The following is a 25,864-nucleotide window of genomic DNA, read 5'->3' as shown; positions in this document are numbered from 1 at the left end:
GCCGCGCGATATTCCGGCTCCCGGATGCTGGGAACCGGTCCGGCAACGATCTCGGGCGAACCGGCGACCACGGCCGTTCCGATCGGCTAGCGTCGCGAGCGCGGGTGCCGGGCTTCCGGCACGGACTGGGAGGCCGCGTTGGGCGAAGCCGCCGTATCACTCGAGAGACCGTTGCTGCCGCGGTTCGCGGCGGGGCCGATCGCGGCCGTCGTCGTCGCGCAGGTCGCCGTGCTCACGGCACTGTCCGGCCGCTACGGCTTTCACCGCGACGAGCTGTACTTCATCGCCGCGGGCCGCCGTCCCGCCTGGGGCTACGTCGACCAGCCGCCGGTCACGCCGATGCTCGCGAGGTTGGCCACCGCGCTCTTCGGCGAGACTCCCTCCGGGTTGCGAGTGGCCGCGACGTTCTGCGGAGCCGCGACAGTGGTGCTCGTCGCGCTCGTCGCGAGGGAATTCGGCGGCGGGCGTGGCGCGCAGACCGCGGCCGCCGTGGCGACGGCGTTGTCCGGGTATGTGCTCGTGGTGTCCCACATGGTTTCCACGAACAGTGCGGACATGCTGCTGTGGACGGTGATCGGGCTCCTCGGCCTCCGTCTGCTCCGCACCGGCGACGGCCGGTGGTGGCTCGCGATCGGAGCGGCCGTCGGTGTCGCGTTCGCGAACAAATGGCTCGTGCTCCTGCTGCTCGCCGCGCTCGGGATCAGCCTGCTGATCACCGGCCCGCGCGCGGTCCTCGTCAGCGGCTGGATGATCGGCGGGGTCGTGATCGCGGTGGTGCTGATGGCGCCGGTGCTGTTCTGGCAGGCGGGTCACGAGTTCCCGATGCTGACCGTCGCCGGTGGCATCAGCACCGACGACGGCACGAAGAACCGGCTGCTGTTCGTCCCGATGCAACTGGTCTATCTGTCCCCGGTGCTCGTCCCGGTCTGGCTCACCGGTCTCGTGCGGCTGTGGCGCGATCCCCCGTTGCGCTGGGCCCGCGCGTACGCGCTGAGCTACCCGCTCGCCTGCGTCATCTTGCTGCTGGTGGGCGGAAAACCGTACTACGCGGTACCGCTGCTCCTGTTCCTTCTGGCCGCCGGTGCGGAGCCCGCCCTCCGGTGGCTGGCCCGTGGTGTGCGGCGTGGTTGGGCGGGTGCGCTCGCCGTCGCGGGTGCCGCCATCTCGGTCGTGATCGGACTGCCGGTGCTCCCGGTGTCCGCGCTCGAGGGACCGGTGCTGGCGTTCAACAAGGACCAGGGCGAGCAGGTCGGCTGGCCGGAGCTGACCGCGACCGTCGCGCGGGCCTGGCAGCGCATCCCGGCGGAACGCCGCCCGGTTTCGGTGCTCCTCACCGGCAACTACGGCCAGGCGGGCGCCCTCGAACGGTTCGGCGCCGGGTTCGGCCTGCCGAAGCCGTACTCGAACCACATGTCCTACGCGGACTGGGGACCGCCGCCGGACACGATGACCGGTCCGGTGCTGTTCGTCGGCCGTCTCCGGCCCGCGGTGCGGAACGTGCTCAGCGGGTGCGAGCGGGTAGCCGTCCAGGACAACGGTTTCGGCCTCGGCAACGACGAGCAGGGCACCGAGATCTCGCTGTGCTCGCCACCGTCCACCCCGTGGTCGCGCGTCTGGCCGCGGCTCCGGCAGTTCTATTGACCGAAGGTCCACAGTGGAGGATTCATGAACGTGGTCGAGATCGCCGACCTGACCGATGAGAGCGGCAGGCCCCTGCCCGAGTTCGAGGGCAGGACGCACGGTTCGCCGGTCTCCTTCATCATGGTGAGCACCGACGTCGACGGCGCGGGGCCGCGGCTGCACCGCCATCCCTACACCGAGACGTTCCTCATCCGCTCCGGCGAGGCGCTGTTCACCGTCGGCGACCGGACGCTGATCGGACGGGGCGGGCAGATCATCGTCGTCCCGCCGGACACCCCGCACAAGTTCGCCAAGACCGGGCCGGGGCGGCTGGAGATGACCGACATCCACGCCAGCGACCTATTCATCACCGAATGGCTCGAATGAGATTCGGGCCTTGGCGATCGCACGGGACCGGTCGAGCAGGCCCTGACTGCCGAGTTCGTCCAGAGGTGTTCGGTGCTACGCACACCGCAGCCTGGTCCTCGCCCACTCGGAGAAGCGCCGTGCGCATCTCGCGGCGCTGTACCGCCACCTTGTGGACGCGGCCCGGACGCCGGGAGCGCTCTTACAGTCGCTGCGATTTCCTTCGCCTCACCACTATCCACAAAGGACGATCACGACAGATCCCGGGCGGGCAGGGCTGGACAAGATGAGATTCCTGTCCGGAACGAGACGAGGGGACCTTGCCTCTCGACACGCTATGAGGTCCGCGGACCAGTGCATCACGCCGTTGCATGAAACCCTTACACGGCAAGGGAAATTGCCTTCGACAGGTTCACCCGGTAACTATTCAGGGCCCTTTGCTTGCCGTAGTGGGGTTTGTGGATGATCTTGTTGCGGGAGAGGGTGTTCAGCCGTCGTATGACGAGCTGGCGGCGCTGGTGGCGGCGCAGGCGGTGGAGCTTGCGCGTGCGCGTGGGGAGATCGCCGCTCTGCGTGATGAGGTCGCTGAGTTGAAGCGTCGTCTCGGGTCGAACTCGGGTAACTCGTCGATGCCGCCGTCGGCTGACCGCTTCAGCAAACCGGCACCGAAATCGTTGCGTGGCAAGACTGGACGCGGGCAGGGTAAGCAACCCGGTGCCCCTGGAGCGAACCTGTCGGTGGTCGATAACCCCGACGCGATCGTCAACCACGTGCCCTCGGCGTGCGCGGGGTGCGGTGCGGGGTTGCGGCAAGCTGGCGATGCCGGAGTGGTCCGTCGTCAGGTCGTGGATCTGCCACTGGTGCGACCGTCGGTGACCGAGCATCGTCTGCGCCGGTTGCGGTGCCGCGGGTGCGGCCATGTCACCACCGCGATCGCGCCGCGTGAGGCGCCGCGCCGGCGTGCTACGGGCCGAACGTGGCCGCGCTGGCGGTCTATCTGCTGACGTATCAGCACATTCCGGTCGCGCGGACCGCTGCGCTGCTGGCAGATGCACTGGGGTTGCCGGTCTCGACCGGCTGGGTCGCCGGTGTCCTGGCCCCGGTCGCGAGCGAGCTGGACGACTTCGCCGCATGCCTCGTCCAGCAACTGCGGGCCGCGCCGGTGGCGCACTTCGACGAAACCGGTATCCGTGTCGAAGGCAAACGCTGGTGGCTGCACACCGCCTGCACCTCCACGTTGACCGCCTACCTGCCCCACCGGCTGCGCGGCGGCGAAGCGATGGACGAATTCGGGATCCTGCGCGGCTTCCCCGGCGTCATCGTTCACGACGGACGCCGACGCCAAGACCGGAGACCTCCACGCAGCCGCGCAAACGCAACCTCCGCCTGCCCACACACCACCACTGCGACATCGCAAAACCCTTACATAGCAAGGACAATTGCGTTCTACAGGTTCACCCGATCGATAGCACACATGTTCGATCGGGCGGAGTAAAGTGGTGTTGTGGCCGTCGAGAGCAGCACCCAGACTTCGCGCACCGAGTGGTGGCGCGAGGATGTCGGCTGCCTGCTCGACAGATTCTTCGACAGCGAGCGCGTACAACGGCGAGAAGCCGCGATCCAGGGCGAAATCATGGCCGAACTGGAACGCCGCGGAGTGCGCGATACCACCGGCTACGGAAACCTCACCCGGCTACTGCAGGAAACACTGAACATCCCCTACGCCGAGGCGAAGGCTCGGGTGGCGCGGGCGCTGGCGTTGAACGGCACCCGGGATCTCACCAGCGGTGAGCAGCCGCCTCAGGCTCCGGCGACCGCGCAGGCCGCGAGCGAGGGCGCGGTGGGGGCAGCGCAGATCGACGAGATCCTGCGGGTGCTCGACAAGCTTCCCCAGACCGTGTCGGCGCAGGCTCGGGACCAGGCGGAGAAAATCCTCGCCGAACTGGCCCGCGCCGCCGGACCCCGGGAAATCCGCGCCGCCGGACGACGCCTGATCTCCCAACTCGACCCTGATGGGAAAGAGCCGAAAACCCGGGATCCGAAGCCGTTCCAGCCCGAGTTCTCGATCGCACCGCACCGCGACGGCGGGCATCAGATCAAAGCCCGCGTCGACGATGAAACCTCCGCACGCCTGCAAGCGATGCTGGATCCGCTCGCCAAACCCCGCCCCGCCACCGAGGAAGAAGGCCGCGACACCCGAACCCAATGGGAACGGCGCGGCTGCGCGTTCTCGGAACTGGTACGCATGTGGGCCGAACACCCCAACCTGCCGACGCAGGCCGGGGAAGCCACCCACATCGTCGTGACAGTCAGCTTGGAAGAGCTACGGTCCGGGATCGGACAAGCCACCCTTGACCTACTCGGAGAGATCACCGCCGCCGAAGCCCGACGCCTCGCCTGCGACGCGAAGATCATTCCGATGGTGCTGGGCTCGCACGGCGAACCCCTCGACGTGGGCCGGGCGCAACGGCTGGCCACGCCGGCCATCCGACGGGCGTTGATCCGCCGCGACGGCGGCTGCGCCTTCCCGGGATGCGACGCGCCCGCTTACCGATGCACGGCGCATCATGTGGTTTTTTGGGCACATCATGGTGAGACCAAAGTGGACAATCTCGTGCTCTTATGTTCCGTCCACCACAAGCTCATCCACCATTCTGAATGGGAAGTCCGGATCGCCAGCGACGGACTACCGGAGTTCGTGCCGCCTGCGTGGCTGGACGCCACCCGCACACCACGCCGCAACACCATCCACCTGAGAACCTAAGCTTGCCGTTTAGCCCGTTCGCCTTGGCATGGTGCCTTTCTTGTCGTGTGCCGGGCGGCTGTATGCCTCGCCGGTCGCGAGGACACGTCCGACGTCGAAGTGTTGCGCGGCAGCGGAGTTCCTTGTTCCGGGAGGTCTTCCCGGTCCCGGCCAGCACGGTTTCGGTGCGGCTGCTGGTGAGGCGATCTTCGCGCGGATGTCCGGAACCCGTGTCGAACAGTGCCGGGGTGAGCTTGGCAGGTGGGGTGGGTCGTTCCCAGGGGCGACGCAGGCCGGTGGTCAGGTGCCGAGTCAAACGGAGCTGCGCATGGGTGACGAGGATGATCCACGTCCAGCGGTCGGCCGCGTCCGGATCGCGGGGCTTCGGCGCCGTCCAGCCCAGAGTCTGCTTGAACAGGCGAAACGTGTGCTCAATATCGAATCTGCACAGGAACGCCTGCCAGCGAGCCGTCGCGCCCGCCATTACGCACACTGACCACCGCAGCCCTTGAATCGAACTTCCTTCCACAGCAAGAAGAACCATCGACCACGGGTCGCATCCATGATCAACTGGGCGCGACCCTCAACAGACCACAGTTGACCGGCAAGCTCAGCTGGCGATTAGGGTGCGCACATCAGCAAGACGGTGCGCGGCGAGTACAACGGTTTCGAGTTCTGGGCCTATGACGTCAGCTTGTCGATCCTGCTGGCCGAGATGGCCAGGACGGCCGAAGGAACCGGCCCGCAGGAAACTGGCAGCCGGCTGGCGGCGCTGCTGCCCGAACTGCGCGTACACGCGGTGGTCGGAGCCGACTTCGGGCTCCCGCTCGACAAATGGGTCGCCGGGCATGAGGGCGATTTCGTCGCCCTGGTCAATGCTGCCTGTGTGCGACTGGCCGCCAGGGCCGTGATCACTGCCGAGGACGCCGCCGGATGGCAGGTGCTCGACGGCCACACGGTGCTTTGGCGCGAACACGACCAGGTGAGCACCGGGCCGATCACCGCCCTCGGCGAGGCACTGGTGAAAATCATCCAGGGCAGCCACCCTCCGGCGCCCGCCGGACGACAGTGGTACTTCGGCATCCACGGCGCCGACGGCCCCACCAGCACGATCCGCACGCGCAGCGAAGCATCCGACCTCGGCGCAGGTTAAACGGCAAGCTAAGAGATCCGGTCCAGGAGTCCCTCGGGGCGTTGCCCCGTCCCAGAAGACCTCGCCTCGGCCTCACGACGTCCACCACGCGAAAGTGTTCGGCTGCGCCGAACTCATCTCGAGAAACCCGAGTTGACCATCGCCGCTCCGGCGGTCACGCTGAGCCACGACAAGCGAAGGTGGTGAAGCCATGACCGTGACCGTCGGCCTGGTGCTGCACGCCAAGAGCGTCCCGGTGTTCGAGGAAGCCGCGCGGACGCTCACCGGGGTCACGTGCAAATGGGCGGTCTATCCCCACGACGACGACATTCCCGAGGCCGCGGCGAAGATCCTCGACGGTGACCGGCTCGACGGGCTCCTCATGGGGCTGCTCCCCCACGACGCCTGCCGTCACCTGCTCCCCGACGATCTCGCCGTCGCGGTCGTCCGGCCGCCCGCGCTGTCGCTTTCCCTTGCCTTCGCCAAAGCGCTGACCCGCAATCTGCGGCCGGGCACGGTCAGCATCGACACGTTCGCCGAGGACGCGGTCGACGAGGTCAGCACGGCACTGGGCCTGCGAGCCCGGCAGGTCGTGTCGCTGCCGTACCGTGCCGGGCAGCCCGCGGCCGAAATCGTGACGCACCATCTGCGGGCGGTGCGGCGTGGCGGGTTCGTGATCAGCGCGCGTACCGAGGTCACGCATCGGCTGCGCGGCAAGGTCCCGGTCGTGCAGAGCCTCACCGTGCCGTCCACCGTGCGGGCCGAACTGCACGACCTCGTCCTGCGCCTCCAATCCCGCCAGGCCGCCGAGTTCCGCTTCGCGGCGGGGGTCTTCCTCGTCGCCGCGCCCGAGCGTGACGTCGACCGCGCGCGGATCGGCCTGATGAACCTGCTGCTCAACACGCCGGAGTTCGCCGACGCCTGGATCGAGAACCGGGGCAGGCGCGGCGTGATCGTGCTGGCGCACCAGGCGTTGTTCGACCGGATGACCCATCAGTGGCTGACCGTGCCGGTGCTGGGCGCGGCGACCGAGAAACTCGGCGTCCGGGTCGCCGCCGGGTTCGGCATCGGTGGTTCGGCCCGCACCTGCGTCACGCTCGCCGAACGCGCCGCCGCGCGGGCCGAGGCCGAGGGACGTCCGTCCGGCTACCTCATCCAGGACACCGGGGTGGTCATCGGGCCGATGGGCCCCGACGGCGTACCCGCCGAGTTCACCTACCGCGATCACGGCGCCCGACTCGAACAGCTGGCCCGGCGGGTCGGGCTGAGCGCGGCGACGTTGTCCCGCCTGGTCGCCGTGGAACGCGGCAGGAGGGGCCGGACGTTGTCCTCGGCCGAACTCGCCAACGCGCTCGGCATCACCGACCCGAGTGGGCGCCGGCTACTACGTACCCTGCTCGCCGGCGGCCTCGTGACGCCCGAGGGCAGCGAGCAGACCCATCGTAAGGGCAGGCCCGCCACGTTGTTCCGGCTCGGCATCGAGCGCGCACTTCAGCAGGAATCCCCAGCGCTGTCAACGAACCTGGATACATAAATGCGGATCGGCCGCGCGGCCATTGACCTGCGCGCGACACCGGGTCATGCTGCTCGAATCGTCGAAACGCACTACTTCCGAACGTAGGTCGCGGGACGGAGGCCGATGGATCGCCGCAGCTTCCTGAAGGCCGCTTCCCTCGGTGCCGCCCTCCCCCTGCTGTCCGCCTGCGGCCGCACAGTCCGCGACGGCAAGGTCCGGTTCGAGGGCTGGGACTACGAATCCCAGCTGGTACAGCAGAACGTCACCCGGTTCACCACGCTCAATCCGGACGTCGGGGTGTCCTACACGCCGATCACCAGCTCGCAGTTCATCCAGAAGATCACCGCCGAGTTCCTCGGTGGCGGCGGACCGGACGTGCTCTACATGTACGACGATTCGCTCGCCGGTTCGGTGGAAGCCGGATACCTCCAGCCGCTCGACGGCATCGCGGGCGTCGACGAGATCTACGACGCCGTCTACCCGTCCAACGCCGCGGCCATGACGTATCAGGGGAAACGCTACGGGCTGCCGTACTACACCGACATGCAGTCGCTGGTGTACAACGCGGAAATACTCGGCCGGGCGGGGATTTCCGCGCCACCGAAGACACTCGACGAACTCGAAGAGCAGGCGCTGCGGATCAAGCGGGCCGGGATCCTCGAGTTCCCCATCGGGGTGGCCGCCCAGCTCTCCGACACCGCCGGATTCTGGTTGTGGGGACTCGTGTACGCCAACGAGGCCGATCTCTTCGACGAGCGGCTGCGGCCGGTGATGAGCGCGTCCGGTTCCGCGCTCACCGGCGTGTTCGCATGGCTGGAGCGCGTCAGCCGCCGCTCGCGAGTGCTGGACCCGGCGTGCCTGCAACTCCTGCCGGTGCCGATGGACAACGCGGTGATGGCGGGCCGCTACGCGTTCGTGATCACCTCCCGTTACACCCTGCGCAACTACAACGACCCGGCGAAGTCCAAGACCGCGGGGAAGATCCGGCTCGCGCAACTCCCCAGCCTCGACGGCCGGACGCGGGGCACGGTCAGCAGCACCCGGATGTACTGCCTCGGCGCCCGCACCGAGGTCCGGGAGAAGGCCCTCCGGCTGCTCAACTATGTCGGCGGGTTCGACGCCGAGGGAAAGCCCTACACGGCGAGGTTCTGGTTCGTCCAGCGTGGACTGGGCTACGCCTACCGCGCTCTCGCCGACGACCCCGAGATCACCGGGGTGCTGCGGAAGTTCGCCGATCCCGAGGTGTACGCGCAGCTCGCCCACGTCGCGAAGGCCCGCGCGGTCACCGCCGTACCCTGGTACCCGGAGTTCGAACAGAGCCTGCAACGCGCGACCCAGCGGATTCTCGTCGGCGCGACCACGGCCGCCGCGGCTTCCGCGAGCCTCGACGACACCGCCCGTTCCCTCGCGAAGCGTTACGAGTAGGGGGCGGGATGCCGAAACTGACCGACACCCACCGCGCCTATCTCCTCAACGGGCCCGCGATGGTCGTACTGCTGGCGCTGGTGGCCTATCCGATCGGCTACTCCTTCTGGGTCAGCCTGCACCGGCAGAACCTCAAGCGCCCCAAGGCGACCCGGTTCATCGGACTGGACAACTACCTTTCGCTCTGGCACGACCCCGCCTTCCTCGGCTCGCTGCGTACCACCGCGCTGTTCGTCCTGGTCGTGGTGTCGATGACCGTCGTACTGGCGATGACACTGGCACTGGTACTCAACGAGACGTTCCTCGGCCGCGGTGCGCTGCGCAGCCTGGCGCTGCTGCCGTGGGCGATGCCGGGCGTGGTCAACGGCCTGATGTGGCGGACGATCTTCGATGCCAAGACCGGTGTCCTCAATGGACTGCTCAGTAGCCTCGGGTTGATCGGCCATTACCAGGCCTGGTTGTCGTCGGCGGGCGGGGCGTTCTTCCTGACCGCGTTCGCCCAGGTGTGGAACACGCTGCCGTTCGCGGTGATCCTGTTGCTCGCCGGGCTCTCGACGATCCCGAAGGACCTGTACGACGCGGCCACTGTGGACAGAGCGGGCGTGATCCAGCGGTTCCGCCAGGTGACACTGCCCTGGCTGCTGCATCCGCTGCTGATCGTGCTGATCCTGGAGACGATGAACGCGTTCAAGGCGTTCGACACGATCTACGTGCTCACCGGCGGCGGTCCCGGCGACGCGACCGACGTCATCGCCGTGCTGAACATCCGCACCGCGCTCACCTACACCGACTTCGGCCTCGGCAGCGCCTACGCGTGGGTGATCACGCTCATCACGTTGCTGGTGTCCGTCGGTTACGTCGCCGCGCTCTACCGGAAGGGGAGTTTCGAACTGTGAGCACCGTTCCCCTGCGGTACCGGCTGCCGTGGAAGAAGATCGTCGTCTACGCGATCGCCGCGTGCTTCGCGCTCTACCTGCTCATGCCGTTCTACTGGATCTTCGCGATGAGCTTCATGCACGAGGTCGACGCGATCGCCGTCCCTCCACAATGGATTCCCGCGAAGCCGACACTCGAGAACTACCTGAGCTTCCTGAAGCCGAACGCGGGCGAGGCGCTGGTCGGCGGCCGGGCCATCGAGGAGACTCCGTTCGCGCTGGGCAACAGCCTCGTCGTCGCGGTCTCCACCGCGGTGCTGAACCTGGTACTGGCGGTGCCCGCGGCGTATGCGTTCTCCCGGCTGAAGTTCCGCGGCGGCAAGCTCCTGCTGATCGGCTACCTGCTGACCCGCATGGTGCCCAGCGTGGCGATCATCATCCCGGTCTACCTCATGATGCGCTCGCTCGGCCTGCTCGACACCTACGGCGCGCTGATCCTGAGCTACCTGACCTTCTCCCTGCCGGTCACGATCTGGGTGCTCAAGGACTTCTTCCGCGCGGTACCGAGGGAACTGGAGGACGCGGCGCGGGTCGACCGCTGCGGCTGGTTCCGTACCATGTGGACGGTCTTCCTGCCGGTCGCCGCGCCAGGACTCGTGGCCGCCGCGGTGTTCTCGTTCATGACGGCGTGGAACGAGTTCATGTTCGCCCTGTTCATGACCTCGACGAAGGCGGCGAAGACGATGCCGGTCGTCGCCGCGAACTTCGCGACCGACCTGAACACGCAGTTCACGCTGATGGCGGCCGCGGGCGTGCTGGCCGTCCTCCCGCCGCTGATCCTGGTCCTGATCTTCCAGCGGCTGCTCGTACAGGGCATGGCGGCCGGTTCGGTGAAGGGGTGACGTCATGGCGCACGTGAGGTTGACGGGCCTGCGCAAGGCCTACGGCGACGCCGTCGCGGTGGCCGGGCTCGACCTGGCCGTGGCCGACCGCGAGTTCCTGACGCTCGTCGGCCCGTCCGGCTGCGGGAAGTCGACGACACTACGGATGATCTGCGGACTGGAAAGGGCCAGCTCGGGCCAGGTGTTCTTCGACGACGAGCCGGTCGGCCACCTGCCCGCCAACAAGCGCGACGTCGCCATGGTGTTCCAGAGCTACGCGCTCTATCCGCACAAGACCGTCGCGCAGAACATCGGGTTCGCCTTGCGGATGATGCGGGTGCCCAAGGACGAGATCGCCCGCCGCGTCACGGAAACCGCTCGCTCGCTGGACATCGGGAAGCTGCTCGACCGCAAACCGAAGGAACTCTCCGGCGGCCAGCGTCAGCGGGTGGCGCTCGGCCGGGCCATCATCCGCGACGCCGGCGCCTACCTGCTGGACGAGCCACTGTCCAATCTGGACGCTCAGCTGCGCGTCGACATGCGGGCGGAGCTGAAGCGGCTGCACGCCGACCTCGCCAGGACGTTCATCTACGTCACCCACGACCAGGTCGAAGCGATGACGATGTCGGACCGGATCGCGGTGCTCAACGAGGGCGAACTACAGCAGTGCGCCCCGCCCGAGGAGATCTACCGCCGCCCCGCGAACATGTTCGTGGCCTCCTTCATGGGCAGCCCGGCGATGAACTTCCTGCGTGGCCGGATCGTCGAAGACGGCGGGCGCCGGCTGTTCCGCGGCCCGGCCTGGGAGCAGGAACTCCCGGCCGGGGCCGGAGACGTCCCCGATCGCGACGTCGTGCTCGGCGTCCGTCCCGAGGACCTCCGGCTCAACGGCCCGGACGGCGAGGGCCGCCGGGGAAAGGTCTTCGTCGCCGAACCACTCGGTGCCGACGTGCTCGTCACCGTCGATATCGGCGCGCTGGTCAAGGCCCGCGTTCCGGCGCCCTTCCGCACCTCCCATGACGATCCGGTGTCGGTCGTGTTCCGGCCGGACCGGCTCTACCTGTTCGACGCCGAGAGCGGCGCCGCGCTGTTCGCACCCGCCCACACGGAAAGGTGAACTGATGACCGGGGCACCTTCGCCCAGAAAGCCGGAGACCGCCGCGATCACCATCGGGAAACCCGGCGACTTCGACGAGTTCTGGGCCGAAACGCTGCGTCAGGCCGAAGCCGTCGACCCGGCTCCCGAGCTGATCCACCGCCCCGACCTGTCGACCGAGCGGGTCACGGTCGGCGAGCTGAGCTACACCAGTTTCGGCGGCGTCCGGGTCACGTCGTGGTACGCCGCGCCCGCCGAACCGGCGCCGCCCGGCGGTTATCCGGTGGTGCTGCACATTCCGGGCTACATCTCCGAACCCGCGATCATGAAGTCGTGGGCGGCACGCGGCTACGTCGCCATCGATCTGGCCCCGCGCGGGAAGCTGCGGGCCAACGCGGTGGTGAACCCCGGCTTCCCCGGGCTGCTCGTCGACAACATCACCGACCGGTTCTCCTACACCTACCGCGGGTTCTACGTCGACGTCGTCCGCGCGCTCGATGTCGTGGCGGACCTGCCGGACGTGGACGGCGGCCGGATCGGGGTGTGGGGGTCGAGCCAGGGCGGCGGGCTCGGCATCATCTCCGCCGCGCTGCGGCCCGGCCTGGTGCGCTGCGTCGCGGCCGGGGCGCCGTACCTGTGCGGGATCATGGCCGCGACCCGGCTGACGCATTCCTACCCGTACGAGGAGATCACCGAGTACCTGCGGGTGCGTCCCGACGACGAAGCGCTGATCACCGAGACGGTGTCCTATTACGACGGTCTCAACTTCGCCGGCGCCGTCCGCGCGCCGATCCTGGTCTATCTGGGCATGGAGGACGACGTGTGCCCGCCCGAAACCGGGTTCTCGGTGTTCCGTCTGCTGCCGGAGCCGAAGACGCTGCTCACCTATGAGCGGTGCGCGCACCACGCCGGGCTGCGGTGGGTCGTGCCCGAGGTCGAAAAGTTCCTGGACGGATTCCTCGAGCCGAGCGGAGCGATAGCGTGAACTTCGACGAGTACTGGGCGGCCCTCGACGCGGAACTCGCCGACGAGCCCGCACACGCGGTCCTGACCCCGATGCCGTCACGGTCCACAAAGGACTTTTCCGGCTACGAAGTGCGGTTGAACAGTCTGGGTGGCTATCGCATCTTCGGCTACCTCAGCGTGCCGACCGGCCCCGGCCCGTTCCCCGGGCTGCTGGAGCTTCCCCGGCACGGCAGCGTGAACAACGCGCCGCATTACCACGAGCGGCTGCGGTACGTCGTGTTCACGCTCATGCACCGGGGACAACGGCGAGCCGACGAGCCGTTCGCCGCGGCCTACCCCGGCCTGTTCACCCGCGGTATCACCGATCCCGCGACGTACGTCTACCGGGACATCGTCGCGGACTGCCTCCGCGGTGCCGAATTCCTGTGGGGACGCCCGGAACTCGACCCGGGCCGGGCCGGTCTGGTCGGCGACGATCTCGCCCTGCTGACCGCGGCCCGCCGTCGCGGTTTCACCGCGGTCGAGGTCACCGGGCCGCTGCTGCACAACGCGCTGCGGCTACGCCATTCCACCAGCGAGTATCCGCTCGAAGAACTCAACGACCATCTCCGGCGGCATCCCGGCGACGAGGAGCGGATCGTCGACACGCTCTCGTATTTCGAACCCGCGCGGCACGCGCTCTCGGTCACCGCGCGGACGTTGATCACGCTGCCCGGCGGCCCCCCTCGGCACTGGACCGACGAACTGCTCAGCGCGTTCGGCGGCCGGATGGACACCTACCGCCGGACCGACGAGGACGCCATCGACATGCGTGCCCTCGACGCGTGGCTGGCGGGCTGGCTCGGCGTCGAGCCGATGGCGAGGTTCACAGCGTGAGAGCCGAACGGTACCGGCAGCTGGGGCTGCGCCCGGTGATCAACGCGGCGGCCACGCTGACCCGGCTCGGCGGGTCGCGGCTCGCTCCCCCGGCGGTGGTCGCCATGGCGGAGGCCTCGTGCGAGTTCGTCGACGTGCCGGAGCTGCAGCGCCGGGTCGGTGCCCGGCTGGCCGAGCTGACCGGGAACACCGCCGGGTACGTGACTTCCGGCGCGGCCGCCGGGATCACACTCTCGGTGGCGGCCTGCGTCACCGGCCCGGAACCGTCCACTGTGGAGGTATTCCCGGCGATGACCGGGATGACCAGGACCCGGGTTGCGATGTTCCGGGGGCATCGCAACCCGTACGACTACAACGCGCGGCTGCTCGGTGCCGAGATCGTCGAGTTCGGCGCCGACCTCGCCTCGATGGAGGCGGCGATCGGTGCCGACACGGCATGTGTGCTCTGGTTCGCCGGCGCGCACTACGCCGAAGGCGCGCCACCACTGTCCGAAGTGGTCGCACTGGCCAAGGCCCGCGGGGTGGCCGTACTCGTCGACGCCGCCGCGCAGATCCCGCCGATTTCGTCGCTCTGGGACTTCACGGCCGGGCTCGGTGCCGACGCCGTACTTGTCAGCGGTGGCAAGGGTTTGCGCGGTCCGCAGTCCAGCGGGCTGGTGCTCGGGAGCACCGCGGTGATCGAGGGCTGCCGGGCGCACGCGTCGCCGCGGCACGGTGTCGGCCGGGGCATGAAGGTCGGGAAGGAGGAAATGCTCGGGCTGCTGGCCGCGGTCGAGTGGTCGCTACAGCAGGACGAGCCCGCGCTGCTGGCCGAGTACGAGAAATCCGTGACGCGCTGGGTGGAAGGCCTCGGCGGCCTGCCTGGTGTCCGGGTCGAACGCGGGTACCCGAGTGAGGCGGGACAGCCGCACGGCCGCGCACTCGTCCACGTCTCGGCGGCCACCGGCTGGACGACGGAGACACTGGTGAAGGCGTTGTGGGAGAACGATCCGCGGATCGCGGTGAACGTGGTCGGCGACGCGATCGCCCTCAATCCACAGACCCTCGAACCCGGTGAGGACGTCCTCGTGCTCTACACGCTGCGTTCGCTGCTGGGCGCCCGATGAAGACCGTGCTGAACCGCCGGGGCCCGGCGGCCGTGCTTGGAGGTGAGGGCCTCCCGCAGCCCTCCGGGGTCGCTTCGCGGAGACCGCCGGGCCAGCCTCCAGGCCCGCGCCGGTCCGGGCCACCCCAGGACCGGCGCGGTCGCGGCAACCGGCCGGTCCGGCGGGCCCGTCCGGACGACCTCAGCCCGGGCGGGCCCGCCCCCTCCCGTCCAGCGGGACGCCGTCACCTGATCAGCGGTCGCCCGCTTCCGAGGCTCCGGCGCACTGTTTCGGTATGCGACGGCTACTGGGGTTGACCGCGGCGGTTGTGCTCACCTTCGGCACCCTCACCACGGCGAGCAGCGCGCACCAGGAACCGACACCGGGTGGGTGGGTCGGCACCTGGTCCGCGGCCCCCGCGGCGGGCGTGCCGAACACCCCGGACGGCTACCCGGACTACTCCATCCGCAACGTGGTCCACAGCAGCGTCGGCGGGACCGGGGTGCGGGTCCGGCTGTCCAATCTCTTCGGCGCGGCACCGCTGACGTTCGGTCACGTGACCGTCGCACTTGCGTCCACTTCGGACAGTCCACGTGCGACACCGGGAACGGTGCGGACGCTGACCTTCGGCGGATCCTCCACGGTGGTGGTGCCCGCCGGTGCCGACGTGCTCAGCGACGCGGCCCCGCTGCGGATCCCGGCCGACGCCGACCTGCTCGTCACCACCTTCGTGCCGGGCAAGTCCGGCCCGGTGACCTTCCACCCGCTCGCCCAGCAGACGTCGTTCTTCACCCGCGCCGGCGACTTCACCACCGAGGAGTCCGGCGCGTCGTTCACCGAGCGGACCGCGGTGTGGCACTACGTCACCGGCGTTGAGGTGCAGAACGGCGGCCAGGGCGCGGTCGTGGCACTCGGCGACTCGATCACCGACGGCGCGGGCTCGCGGGCCGGGGCGAACCACCGCTGGCCGGACTACCTCAGCGACCGGCTGCGCGCGGCGCACCGGCCGCTCGGCGTGCTGAACGCGGGCATCAGCGCGAACCGCCTGCTACTCGACGTCCCCGGTTCCGGGGCGGGCCGCAACGCGCTGGCCCGCTTCGGCCACGACGTGCTGGGCTTCGGCGGCGTCCGGACGCTGATCGTGCTCGAAGGTATCAACGACATCCAGCAGGACCCGCACCAGACCGACCCGGCGCGGATCATCTCCGTCTACCGCCAGCTCGTCGCGCAGGCCAAGGCGCACGGCATCCGCGTCCTTGGCGCCACCCTGACCCCATTCAAGGGCTGGCGTGTCTACAACGAGAACCTGGAGCGGACACGGCAGGCGGTCAACGCCTTCATCCGCACCGGCGGGGTGTTCGACGGCGTCGTCGACTTCGACGCCGCGGTGCGCGATCCCGCCGATCCGCTGCGGATGCTGCCCGCCTACGACTCCGGTGATCACCTGCACCCCGGCGACGCGGGCTACCAGGCGATGGCGGCCGCCGTCGACCTCAACCGGCTTTAGCCGTCCGGCGCGGCAACGCGAGCACGGCCGCCAGGCTGATCAGGCCCACCGCGACCATGTACAGCGACACCGACAGCGAAGTCTTGGTCGCGTCCTGCAACGCCGTCGCGATCAGCGGTGCGAACCCGCCGCCGAGCACCGCTCCCACCGCGTACGAGAACGACGCGCCGCTGTAGCGGTAGCGCGGCTCGAACAACTCCGCGTACAACGCCGCCTGCGGCCCGTACGTCAGGCCGAGGCCGATGTTCAGCACCACGACGGCGACACCGAGCAGCCACGCGGCACGCGTGTCCACGAGCCAGAAGAACGGGATCGACCACACCACGAGCAGAACCGACCCCAGCAGGTACACCGGCCGCCGCCCGACGCGGTCGGACCAGATCGCCGAGCCCACGATGCTCACCAGCCACGTCACGCTGCCGACGATCACCACCACGAGCATCGCGGTGCGGCTGACCTTCAGCACCGAGGTGCCGTACGAAAGCAGGTAGGCGAGGAACACGTACCCGATCGCGGTGTTGGCGATGAAGCTCCCGGACGCGATCAGCAGTTCCTTCGGCCGCTCGCGCAGCACGTCGAGCATCGGCTTGGTGCTGCGCGCCCGATCGTCCCGCAGCGCGGCGAACACGGGTGACTCCTCGATCCGCAGCCGGATCACCAGGCCGACCGCGACCAGCACGATGCTGAACAGGAACGGCAGCCGCCAGCCCCAGCTCTCGAACTGGGCCTTGGTCAGTGCCGCGTCGAGCACGAAGAACACCAGCTGCGCCAGGATGAGCCCGGCCGGGACACCGATCTGCGAGAACGAGCCGTACCGCCCGCGACGTCCCTCCGGCGCGTGCTCCACGGCCATCAGCGCGGCGCCGCCCCACTCGCCGCCGGCGGACAGTCCCTGCAGCAGCCGCAGCGCCAGCAGCAGGATCGGGGCCGCCACGCCGATCGTGCCGTAGGTCGGGAGCACGCCGACCCCGACGGTCGCGACCCCCATCAGCACCAGCGACAACACCAGCATCGCCTTGCGGCCGATCCGGTCCCCGAAATGCCCCCACACGATGCCGCCGACCGGGCGCGCGAGGAACCCGACGCCGAGGGTCGCGAACGCGGCGAGGGTGCCGGACGCGGGCGAGAGCGTGGTGAAGAACTGGCGCCCGAACACGAGCGCGGCCGCCGTGCTGTAGATGAAGTAGTCGTACCACTCGATGGTCGTGCCGATGGCGCTCGCCACCGCCACCCGCCGCAGCTGCGCCGGTTCCGTCTTCAGTTGCACCACCGTGGCACCCCCAGGATCCCGCCGACCACCTCGTCGGCCGTGCGACATGATGACACGGCGGATCGCCCCGGTCGACCCGTTCGGGTGAGTGGCGCGGCGGCTACCGACGATCGTCGGGCTCGGGCCCGGCGAGGTCGTCGGCCAGGAGGTCCATCAGCAGCCCGTCGTGCCAGGTGCCGTCGCTGCCCCGCTCGTAGCGGCGCATCGTGCCGACCGGGCGGAAACCCAGCGACTTGTACAGCCGGATAGCCTGCTCGTTCTCCGCGGCGGGGTCGATCACCAGCCGGTGGTGGCCACGCTCGGTGAACAGGTGGAGCGCGAGCGTACGGATCGCGTCGGCACCGAGGCCGCGGTGCTGCCAGTCCGGATGCAGGGCGATGTCGATCCCGGCGTGCCGGTACTGCGGATCTGTCTTCTCGAACGCGAGCACGACCCCGACCGTGGCACCCTCGAACTCGATCGCGAACGTGCTCGTGTCCTCCTCCGGGTCGACCAGGTACTTCACCTGCTCGGCGACCGGCTCCTCGGCGTCCGCCCACCACCGGGCCACCTCCGGATGCGACAGGATCTCCTCGAACCGGACAGCGTCCGCGGCGCCGGCGGGCCGGAGGCGGACGCGGTCACCGATGATCTGGCCAGCAGCGGTCATCGGACCAGTTTCGACCCCCATCCGCCCGCTGTCGACCCGAAGCGGCGGCCGCCCGGTCCTTTGTAGACCCCGCACCGGGGTACCCACAGCGAAACCACAGCAAGACACAGGGAACCTACAGGTCGTTTCGGGCGACGGCGGGTCCGCTCCCGGCGTTGGACGGGGCATGAGCAGACGCATCCGCTGGACACTGGCCGGGGCGGGAATCTCGGGGCTGGTCCTCACCTCGGGCTTGTTCGTCACCGCGGGCGCGCACCCTGTCGCCGATCCGCCACCGCCTCGGCCGTCGCCCGTCGCGTCGAAGTCCTCGGCCCCGCCCAGCACGTCAGCGCCTTCGAGCACGCAGGCCACCACCTCGACGGCTCCCCCGCCCAGCCCGGACGAGATCGCGACCGCGGTCACCAACGCGGTGAAGGCCGCGTCACCCGGCACCGAGGTCGGCTTCGTGATCCGCGACCGCGACACCGGGCGGACCCTCGCCGCCTCGGGTGCCGACCAGCCGTACTACACGGCTTCCGTGGTGAAGCTGCTCATCGCCCTCGACGTCGCGCACAGCGGCGGCTGGCACGTCCCGGACGCCGCCACCGTCGCGGATCTGACCGACATGCTCGCCGGGAGCAACGACGCCATCGCTTCACAGCTGTGGGAAGAGGACGGCGGGGGCGACATCGTGACGCGGATGGCGGAGCTGATCGGGCTCACCGCCACCACCCCCGCCGACGATCCCGGCCAGTGGGGCATGGCCCGCACCAGCCCCGACGACGTCGCCCGCGTCTACGACTACCTCGAGGACACCGTCCCGCACGACGTCGCCCAGCCGGTCCTCACCGCGCTGGCCGGCGCCCGTCCGACCGCCGACGACGGGTACCAGCAGTATTTCGGGATCCCGGACGGGCTGCCCGGGTCGAGCTGGCTGGTCAAGCAGGGCTGGATGATCCTGGACTCCTCGCTCGTGCTCAACACGACCGGCGTCGTCGACGGCCGCTACGTCGTCGCCCTCCTGACCGAACAGCCCGCCGGGACGGCCGACGCCACCGCCCGCGCCGCCCTGACGGCCGGGATCGCGGCCGCCGCCCCAGCCTTCACCGCGCCGACGCCGTCGAACTGAAAAGGTCCACAAAGGACACTCAGGTCAGGACACCCGGGCGCCCACCTCGCGGGCGCGTTCGATGTCCGGGCTCCGGTACAGCCGTTCGGGGATGCTCGCGAGCGTCGACGGCCGCAGTTTGGGGCCGAGCCCGTACAGCTCCTGGAAGCTCATGATGAGGGGGCGCCAGGCGTCCGGGTCGATCCGGTTGTCCGTGCCCGCCATGCGGACGTCGTCGTGCGCGCCGACCCGCTGGACGCGGACCTCGATGGCGACGATCCCGCCGCGCTGCGCCTCGTCGTCCTCCGCGATCGGGTGCACCCCTTCGACGAGAGCCTCCATCACCACCGGGCATTCCGCGACGCGCGGCGCCTCGACGGTCTCCGCCGGGATCGGCGTCAGCCCCGCGCGGCCGAACTTGTCCGGCTCGTACCGGTAACCCCGCTTCCGCTTGTTCGGCGGCACCGGGTCGGATCCGGTGGTCAGCGCGAGCCGGTCGACCGCGTCCGCGAGCGCGTCCGAGGGCAGGTTCAGCACGCATTCGCCGGTGCGCAGCATGTTCTGTGTCGTCTTCGAGCGGGCACCGAGGCCGAGCATGGCACGCCAGCCGAGCCAGAACACCGAGGACATCGGGGCCAGGTTCGCGGTGCCGTCCTCGTTGCGGGTCGAGATCAGCACGACCGGCGTGCCGAAGTAGAGGATGCCGGGTTCGATCGGGGTGTGTACTGGAGAATTCACGTTCACACCGGCCAGTCTGCTGTCCGGTGCGGACGTCCGGCTGGCGGTAATCGGACGTGGCGATCACCGCCCGCCGGTCCCCTACCGCCCGGCCAGCGGCACGACCGCCCCGTTCCGCTGGCCGTTGCGCCGGTCGTTCCCCGCGGCGGCACGCGCCCGCCCCGGCCGCTCGCCTCGCCGCGGTGCGGGCGTCGCCACCCCGGCGGGCTGTTGCCGGTCGAAGGGCAGGATCTGCCGCGACGACGTCCGGTCGGCCACCCGCAGCGACTGCGCGGAAACCAGCCACTCCTCGGCGGGTTCGGCGATCTCCAGCAGCAGCGCCTCGAACTCCGAACGCGTCGTCTCCAGGATGTGCGGCGCCGCGAGCCAGCGCAGCACCTGCCTCCCGGTGACCGCCATCCGCTGCCGCGGCGAGGAGATCAGCCGCTCGTCGAAGTAGCGGATCAGGACCTCGTCGACGGTGTCCCACGCGCTGGTGGCGCCGAACAGGTCGAGCACGTCCTCCGCGCCGAGGATCGCGAACGCCTCCGCCAGCAGCTGCATGACCTCCACGCGCAGCACGTTGAGATGGCCGTAGGAGGTGAACTTCAGGTTGTTGCGCAGGTCGAGCCCGCTGCGGCGGACCACCGCGATACTGCCGAAGCTCGGATCGTTCGCCCGTTCCCTGATCACGTCCGAAACCCGCTTGTCCCGCCAGAACAACGCGACCTGGTTGGAGAACTGGGTGAACAGCTGGTGGAAATCGGTGTTCGGCCTGGCGTTCGCCGAGCCGAGGCCCCTGCCGTAGCCGAGTACGCGCCGGTACGCGCTGAGCCGGTCCTTCTTCGTGTAGCGCAAGACATCCCGGCGGTCGAAGCGGTACAGGCCGAACGCGCCCGGCCCGTCCGAAAGCCGGATCGCGCCGCGCTGGAACAGCTCCTGCAGCTTCTGCACGACCCGGAACACACCGCTCGCCTCGTGCTGCCACAGGTAGTATAGATCGCCGACGGCGATGATCCGTTCCGACGCGACCGTCTCGTCGTAGGGTTCGACCCCGGGCGGCATGCTGGTCTGGCCCAGATCGCCCGCCGCCTTGTCGCCGAGGCCGACGAGCTGGGCGAGACCGCCGTCCGGCGGGCCCGGCTTCGCGCGTTCCGCGAGCTCGACGGCACTGAGCATGTCGTCCAGTTGCTTCAGGATCGCGTCGCCCAGTTTCGGGTCGCTGCCCAGCTCGTTCGACAGTTTGCCGGCGACCTGGCCGCGCAGCGCGGCCACCCGGTCGAACAGTTCCCGGTATTCCTTCTCGGTGCCCATCACGTTCCTCCAAGTTGCCGGGGCCGGCTACTGCCCGGTCTGCTTCCGTTGCGGGGGCGCGGGCGGCGGTGTCGGGCCGCCACGGCCGTCCGGGCCACCGGGGCCGGGGTCGTCCGGGCCGCCGGAATCGGTCCCTTCCGGACCGCGGATCGGCTGGGCGATCCGGACGATCTCCTGGAGGTGGTCGTCGAGTTCGTCGATGGCCCGCTGCACCCGCGAGCTGAAGAAGCCAGGGGGCAGGGTCGCGCGGTAGTTGCCGGGGACGTCGCGGTTGTCACCGTTCGGGCTCTGCCTCGGCAGGAACGCGACGATCCGCTGGAGCCGCACCGCGACCTGGAGGAACGCCGTGCTGACGCCCTCCTTGCCCGCGGACTCGATCAGCTGGCCACCCTCGAAGGTGGCGAAGTCGCGGACCCACCGCAGCAGGCCGCCCAGCGACATCGAACCGCCGTCGGGATCGGGCACGCGCAGCACCTCGAGGTCGGCCTGCTGGATGTAGACCAGCCGGAGCATGTCGACGACCTCGTCGACCTGCTGCGCGGTGGCCGCGAGCAGTTGCGAGAGCGCCACGACGGCGGGGCCGAAGAACGGCGATCCGCCCGGCGGCTGGTTGAACGGGTCGATCCGGTCACGCGCGTCACGCCAGCCTCGGAACAACGAGACCACCCAGTCCGTCAGTGTGATGAAGGAGGTCTGGATCCGCTCCTCCTCGATGGTGTTCACCTGGCCGCCCACCAGCCCGAAGGCGTCGCGCAACTGGCCGAGGTGGCCGCCGACGCGATCGGGGTCGGTACCGGGCGGAACCGTCAGCGCGGCCGCGTTTCCCAGCAGCAGCAGGAAGAACTGATCCACCCTCGGCACCCGGATGAGCGGGCTCTCCAGTTCCTGCCGGATCTGTTCGAGGTCGTGGCGGACCAGCGACCGGAAGCCCTCCGCGTTCTCCGGGTCCGCGTTCGTCCGAAGTGGACGGAGCGAGTCGAGCAGGGCGACCGAGTCCTTCACCGCGCTCCTCGCCCGCGCCGCCATCGAGGCCTGGCCACCGGTCACCGCGCCCAGATCGGCCTGGATCGCGTAGCCCCGCGGCGTCCACGCCGCCTCGGTGTGGCCGCGGACCTCGGTCAGCTTGAAGCTCCCGGTCAGCGCGGCCACGAACCCCTTCGTGTCGCCCTCCCGCCATTTCCAGCCCAGTACGTCACCGATCGCCTGTTCGGCGAGCTTGCCAGGGTTGACCGGCGCGACGGTCAGCTGGCCGGGCGGAATCGGATACGCGCTGTCAATGTCCTGCGGTCGCGGCAGCGTCGCACCGCGGTCATCGTTGATCGTCATCGGATGCCCCACACTTGTCGAGTTCGGCCACTTCTCCTACTTCCCGCCAGCAACGCAGCATCGCCGTTTCCGCGTCCGCCAGCGGTTCCGCGCAGCGGTCCACGCCGCGCCGGACGCTCTGTGCCCAGCCGCGCCAGTCCGCCCCGCGCCCGCGCACCGCGCGCATCAGCTCGCTCACCGGGGTGTACGCGCTGAATTCGTCGTCGAGCCGCCGCCGCGTCCGCAGCAGCGCCGCCGCCGCGGCGTGCAGCGGCGCGGCACCCGGCGGCCCCTCGATCGCGTGCACGGCGGGCACCAGCTCCGCGGAGCCGTCGGTGACCACCTCGGCGAGGTGATCGGCCAGCGCGAGGCCCACCCCGGACGGGCGATCCGTCACGACGCTGACGCCCAGTTCGCGCCATGCCTCGGCCAGCCGCCGGATCTCCTTGCCCAGCAAGGCGAATGCGTCGGCCAGCGTCATCGCGACTCCCTCCCCAGCTCCTCCATGAAGTAGCCGACCAGCCGCTTCGGCGGTGCCAGCCGGTGTGCGAGCGCGAACCGGACCGCGCCGATCAGGAACCGCTCCGGCACCACCCCCGGCGAGACACCCTCGGCCAGCCGCTGCGCCGACTCCTCGATCATCGCCTGCTCCTTCGGTTCGAAGCGCAGGACTTCGGCGAGCGCCCGGTGCCCGAGCGAAGGGAACGACGTGAAGCACATCGCGTCGACCACGGCCGGGATGGCGCGTCCCGCCGTGGCCAGCAGCCCCGCCGGCGCGTCGATGAGCTTCGGGCGGGGATACAGCCGGTGCCACAGCCGCGCGTATCCCTCGGCACGCTGCGGAAAACCCATGCGCCGCAACAGTTCGACGGACAGCTTCCCGCGCAGGTACGGGATCGGGTGCACCGCGCGCGGGGAGAACCCGAGCGACTCCGGCCCGGTCCGCCCGATCACGTCGAACAGCGAGCCGACGATCTCCGGGCCGCCGAGCAGCAGCCCGGACAGATCCGCGAACGTCTCCCGGTTCCAGCGGACCCAGACCGACACCAGCGGACGCGGGATCCCCGCCTCGGTCAGGCGCGCGGCCACCTGCAACGGGATCGCCCTGGCCAGGCCGAGATCGTTCTGCAGGTTGTGGCTGACCTCGTGCAGGACCGCGCCCAGCGTCCACGGATTCACCAGCCGGTGATACGGCAGCTGGATCAGCGGGAACGGGTTGAGCCGGTTCGCCAGCCGGCGCACCGGGATCCCGCGGCGGGTGGTGGCGGGCCCCGAACCGGTCTTGAGGTAGCAGAACGGCGGCGGCGACGGGATCGACCGCCAGCTGCCGATCCCGAGGTACGCGTACTGGTAGCAGTCGAGCGCGACCCTGTCGCAGGCGACCAGCCACGGGGCGAACGCGCCCTGCCGCTGGTTGAACAGGTCCAGGTAGAAGTCCCACACCCGCTCGGTGGTCCGCACCCAGCGATGCGCGCGCGACTTCGTGTACAGCAGCCCCTCCAGCTGCGCGGCGGTGGGATTCCCCGCCGCGCTTTCCGCCGCCCGGCGAGCCGCTCTCGTCGCCGTGTACAGCGGCGCGCGCAGGGTCGACATCATCGCGTTGACCGCGGCCAGATGGGCCCGGCTCGGGCCGGTGGCCGGATCGCCGAACTCGGACCACCGGAACGGCCGCAGGGCCGCCAGATGCCGTTCGACGTTGGTCGCCTGGGTCAGCACCCAGGTGCGCAGCTCCTCGTCGGCGGCCGGTGTGGTGAGCGTGCGCCGCGCCCGCCGGGACCCGGTGAGCGCGACGAGGTCACCGGACGCGGCGGAACGCGGGCTAACGGCGGCGCGCACGGCCCCGGCCGCGCCGCTGCCGGCTGCCCCCGCGTGCCCTGGCCCGCACCGGCTGCCTGCGGTGACCGTGCCGCCGCGCGTGTGCCGGACGGTGCCCGCGCCGTCGCTGCTGCGGACGGCCGCGGTGCCGGCGCTGCTGGTGCCGCGAGTGATCGGCGGCGTGCACGGCGTGGCCCACCAGCGCGCGGGACACGGTGTGGGCGTCGATCGGCCTGCCCGCCGCGTAGTGCTTGCCGAGTGTGCGGACCGTGCGCCCGAGGATCTTGGGCACCTGGCGGACGGCGGCGCGGGTGGCGGGCCTGCTCCACAGTTTCTTGCCGAGGTTGACCGCCCCGCGAATGATCTTCGGCGCGTACTTCGCGATATGCGGCGCCGCCCATTTCGCGGCCTGGAAAGCCAGCGGGGCGAGCGCGCCGAGGAATGCTTCCGCCTCTTCCTCCGATTCCGCGTTCTCCGCCTGAAAAGCGAGCTGCGCCATCATTTCCGCGTCGGAGTAGATGCGGCGGGCGGGGTTCGAGAAATCCTCGCCTTCGAGTTCGAATTCGGTTTCCAGCTCCCGGACGAGCGTCTCGAATTCGGCTTCGGCCTCGTCCTCGTCTTCGTACTCGAAGTACGCCTCGTCCTCGAGCTCGTCCTCCAGCTCGTGGGCGAGCCCGCCGACCTCGTCCTCGAACTCGTCTTCGTCTTCGTACTCGAAGTACGCCTCGTCCTCGAGCTCATCTTCCAGCTCGTGGGCGAGCCCGCCGACCTCGCTCTCGAACTCGTCCTCGAGCTCGCGGGACAACTCGTCTTCCAGCTCGCCCTGAATGGCCGGGTAACGGCTCATGATGTTCCTCCTTGACTGCATGACCGATGAAGAAGCCCAGATCCGTGAGATCCCCGGCGCGAAGCGTCGGTGAGCGCTGACCGACAGTGCACACGGCGGCCAGGACATCGGGTAGTCACACGTTCACCCGCAGCACGACAAAGCTAGTTCACCCGGGTGTCACACGAATCGACGATGCGGAATGGCCGATTTACGGGTTCCTGGTCGGTAGGGAACCGGGGGGACTCTGGGGGAGGCAGGACATGTCGGCTCAGGCCACGACCACGTCCGAACCACGAACACGCACGGCCGCCAGGGCGCGGCCGGCGGAAAGACACGAGGAGCCCGTCGACGACGAGCTGGTCCAGCATCTGGTCCGCGCGCTCGTGCGCCGGGTGTCCGAGCTGGCCGATCCGGACGCGGCGCGGCGCCGTCCGCTGCTGGACTGCGCGGAACTGGGTGTCCGGTGCCTGCTGGTCCCGATCGCGCCCGCCGCCCACGACGTGCTCAGCCCGCGCGAGCACGAGATCGCGCGCATGGTCGGGCTCGGCTACACCAACCGGGCGATCGCGACCGTGCTCGACATCAGCCTGTACACCGTTTCGGCACATATGCGGCGCATCTTCACCAAGCTCGGGGTCGGCACCCGTGCCGCGATGGTGGCCGTGCTCTCCGACTCCGCCGAGCCCTACCCGGCTCCCGAGGACGGCTCCGACCCGGTACGGCCACTCCCGGCCTGAAGATGCTGAAGGGGACTTTCCTCGCATCGCACGCGACGAAAGTCCCCTTCAGC

General features: G+C 69.7%; 24 protein-coding genes and 1 pseudogene. 17 read left to right on the top strand and 8 right to left on the bottom strand.

Annotation, left to right across the window (positions count from 1 at the left end; all coding sequences use genetic code 11):
- Positions 1 to 138: 138 nt before the first annotated feature.
- From ACFWY9_RS11130 to ACFWY9_RS11060, 15 genes and pseudogenes are all read left to right on the top strand, one after another.
- Positions 139 to 1,641, top strand: coding sequence for an ArnT family glycosyltransferase (locus ACFWY9_RS11130; RefSeq protein ID WP_378338751.1), 1,503 nt, complete (start codon positions 139 to 141; stop codon positions 1,639 to 1,641).
- Positions 1,642 to 1,665: 24 nt separating this feature from the next.
- Complete coding sequence (locus ACFWY9_RS11125) at positions 1,666 to 2,007, top strand: cupin domain-containing protein (protein ID WP_378338750.1); 342 nt, start codon at positions 1,666 to 1,668, stop codon at positions 2,005 to 2,007.
- Between the two features lie 350 nt (positions 2,008 to 2,357).
- Positions 2,358 to 2,990, top strand: coding sequence for a DUF6444 domain-containing protein (locus ACFWY9_RS11120; RefSeq protein ID WP_378338749.1), 633 nt, complete (start codon positions 2,358 to 2,360; stop codon positions 2,988 to 2,990).
- Positions 2,960 to 3,481: pseudogene (locus tag ACFWY9_RS11115) on the top strand (transposase); the annotation flags it as partial. The gene ACFWY9_RS11120 and the pseudogene ACFWY9_RS11115, both read left to right, overlap by 31 nt.
- Positions 3,482 to 3,490: 9 nt before the next feature.
- Positions 3,491 to 4,750, top strand: coding sequence for a DUF222 domain-containing protein (locus ACFWY9_RS11110; protein WP_378338748.1), 1,260 nt, complete (start codon positions 3,491 to 3,493; stop codon positions 4,748 to 4,750).
- Between the two features lie 625 nt (positions 4,751 to 5,375).
- Positions 5,376 to 5,882: a hypothetical protein gene (locus ACFWY9_RS11105; protein WP_378338747.1), complete on the top strand. Its 507-nt coding sequence runs from the start codon at positions 5,376 to 5,378 to the stop codon at positions 5,880 to 5,882.
- A gap of 190 nt (positions 5,883 to 6,072) precedes the next feature.
- On the top strand, positions 6,073 to 7,395 hold the full coding sequence (locus ACFWY9_RS11100; protein ID WP_378338746.1) for a helix-turn-helix domain-containing protein: 1,323 nt from the start codon (positions 6,073 to 6,075) through the stop codon (positions 7,393 to 7,395).
- Between the two features lie 105 nt (positions 7,396 to 7,500).
- Positions 7,501 to 8,802, top strand: coding sequence for an ABC transporter substrate-binding protein (locus tag ACFWY9_RS11095; RefSeq protein WP_378322520.1), 1,302 nt, complete (start codon positions 7,501 to 7,503; stop codon positions 8,800 to 8,802).
- 8 nt (positions 8,803 to 8,810) lie between these two features.
- Positions 8,811 to 9,698: a carbohydrate ABC transporter permease gene (locus ACFWY9_RS11090; protein WP_378338745.1), complete on the top strand. Its 888-nt coding sequence runs from the start codon at positions 8,811 to 8,813 to the stop codon at positions 9,696 to 9,698.
- A complete protein-coding gene (locus ACFWY9_RS11085) occupies positions 9,695 to 10,579 on the top strand; it encodes a carbohydrate ABC transporter permease (protein WP_378322518.1) in 885 nt (294 codons plus the stop codon). Before ACFWY9_RS11090 ends, ACFWY9_RS11085 begins: the two co-directional genes overlap by 4 nt.
- A gap of 4 nt (positions 10,580 to 10,583) precedes the next feature.
- A complete protein-coding gene (locus ACFWY9_RS11080) occupies positions 10,584 to 11,675 on the top strand; it encodes an ABC transporter ATP-binding protein (protein WP_378338744.1) in 1,092 nt (363 codons plus the stop codon).
- A gap of 4 nt (positions 11,676 to 11,679) precedes the next feature.
- On the top strand, positions 11,680 to 12,639 hold the full coding sequence (locus tag ACFWY9_RS11075) for an acetylxylan esterase (protein WP_378322515.1): 960 nt from the start codon (positions 11,680 to 11,682) through the stop codon (positions 12,637 to 12,639).
- Positions 12,636 to 13,496 (top strand): acetylxylan esterase, encoded by an 861-nt coding sequence (locus ACFWY9_RS11070; RefSeq protein WP_378338743.1) that lies wholly within the window; start codon positions 12,636 to 12,638, stop codon positions 13,494 to 13,496. Before ACFWY9_RS11075 ends, ACFWY9_RS11070 begins: the two co-directional genes overlap by 4 nt.
- On the top strand, positions 13,493 to 14,602 hold the full coding sequence (locus ACFWY9_RS11065) for an aminotransferase class V-fold PLP-dependent enzyme (protein ID WP_378322513.1): 1,110 nt from the start codon (positions 13,493 to 13,495) through the stop codon (positions 14,600 to 14,602). The genes ACFWY9_RS11070 and ACFWY9_RS11065 overlap by 4 nt, the downstream gene beginning before the upstream one ends.
- Positions 14,603 to 14,876: 274 nt before the next feature.
- Positions 14,877 to 16,088 carry an SGNH/GDSL hydrolase family protein gene (locus ACFWY9_RS11060; protein WP_378338742.1) on the top strand — a complete coding sequence of 404 codons (1,212 nt, stop codon included), beginning with the start codon at positions 14,877 to 14,879 and terminating at the stop codon, positions 16,086 to 16,088.
- On the opposite strand, the gene ACFWY9_RS11055 is transcribed toward ACFWY9_RS11060, so the two are convergent.
- Together ACFWY9_RS11055 and ACFWY9_RS11050 are read right to left on the bottom strand one after the other, a co-directional pair.
- Positions 16,075 to 17,358 carry an MFS transporter gene (locus ACFWY9_RS11055; RefSeq protein ID WP_378338741.1) on the bottom strand — a complete coding sequence of 428 codons (1,284 nt, stop codon included), beginning with the start codon at positions 17,356 to 17,358 and terminating at the stop codon, positions 16,075 to 16,077. The two genes, ACFWY9_RS11060 and ACFWY9_RS11055, sit on opposite strands and share 14 nt — an antisense overlap.
- A gap of 100 nt (positions 17,359 to 17,458) precedes the next feature.
- Positions 17,459 to 18,007 (bottom strand): GNAT family N-acetyltransferase, encoded by a 549-nt coding sequence (locus ACFWY9_RS11050; protein WP_378322510.1) that lies wholly within the window; start codon positions 18,005 to 18,007, stop codon positions 17,459 to 17,461.
- A 166-nt stretch (positions 18,008 to 18,173) separates the two neighbouring features.
- Here ACFWY9_RS11050 and ACFWY9_RS11045 point away from each other — a divergent pair, with 166 nt between their 5' ends.
- Positions 18,174 to 19,115, top strand: a complete 942-nt coding sequence (locus tag ACFWY9_RS11045; protein ID WP_378338740.1) for a hypothetical protein — start codon at positions 18,174 to 18,176, stop codon at positions 19,113 to 19,115.
- 24 nt (positions 19,116 to 19,139) lie between these two features.
- Here the strand turns inward: ACFWY9_RS11045 and ACFWY9_RS11040 are convergent, their stop codons facing one another.
- The 6 genes from ACFWY9_RS11040 to ACFWY9_RS11015 form a co-directional block, all read right to left on the bottom strand.
- A complete protein-coding gene (locus tag ACFWY9_RS11040; protein WP_378322743.1) occupies positions 19,140 to 19,832 on the bottom strand; it encodes a flavin reductase family protein in 693 nt (230 codons plus the stop codon).
- A gap of 81 nt (positions 19,833 to 19,913) precedes the next feature.
- On the bottom strand, positions 19,914 to 21,125 hold the full coding sequence (locus tag ACFWY9_RS11035) for a hypothetical protein (RefSeq protein ID WP_378322507.1): 1,212 nt from the start codon (positions 21,123 to 21,125) through the stop codon (positions 19,914 to 19,916).
- 27 nt (positions 21,126 to 21,152) lie between these two features.
- Complete coding sequence (locus ACFWY9_RS11030; RefSeq protein ID WP_378338739.1) at positions 21,153 to 22,451, bottom strand: hypothetical protein; 1,299 nt, start codon at positions 22,449 to 22,451, stop codon at positions 21,153 to 21,155.
- The gene (locus ACFWY9_RS11025; RefSeq protein ID WP_378322505.1) at positions 22,435 to 22,911 is read right to left on the bottom strand and encodes a hypothetical protein; all 477 of its coding nucleotides are present in this window, start codon (positions 22,909 to 22,911) and stop codon (positions 22,435 to 22,437) included. Before ACFWY9_RS11025 ends, ACFWY9_RS11030 begins: the two co-directional genes overlap by 17 nt.
- A complete protein-coding gene (locus ACFWY9_RS11020; RefSeq protein WP_378322504.1) occupies positions 22,908 to 24,266 on the bottom strand; it encodes a hypothetical protein in 1,359 nt (452 codons plus the stop codon). The genes ACFWY9_RS11025 and ACFWY9_RS11020 overlap by 4 nt, the downstream gene beginning before the upstream one ends.
- Positions 24,250 to 25,092, bottom strand: coding sequence for a hypothetical protein (locus ACFWY9_RS11015; protein WP_378322503.1), 843 nt, complete (start codon positions 25,090 to 25,092; stop codon positions 24,250 to 24,252). Before ACFWY9_RS11015 ends, ACFWY9_RS11020 begins: the two co-directional genes overlap by 17 nt.
- Before the next feature lie 242 nt (positions 25,093 to 25,334).
- Between ACFWY9_RS11015 and ACFWY9_RS11010 the strand changes: the two genes are divergently transcribed.
- Positions 25,335 to 25,811, top strand: coding sequence for a LuxR C-terminal-related transcriptional regulator (locus ACFWY9_RS11010; RefSeq protein WP_378322501.1), 477 nt, complete (start codon positions 25,335 to 25,337; stop codon positions 25,809 to 25,811).
- Positions 25,812 to 25,864: the final 53 nt, after the last annotated feature.

Origin of the sequence: Amycolatopsis sp. NPDC059027 (assembly GCF_042739735.1) — a bacterium.
Classification (GTDB): domain Bacteria; phylum Actinomycetota; class Actinomycetes; order Mycobacteriales; family Pseudonocardiaceae; genus Amycolatopsis.
This window is presented reverse-complemented; position numbering and strand designations above follow the sequence as displayed.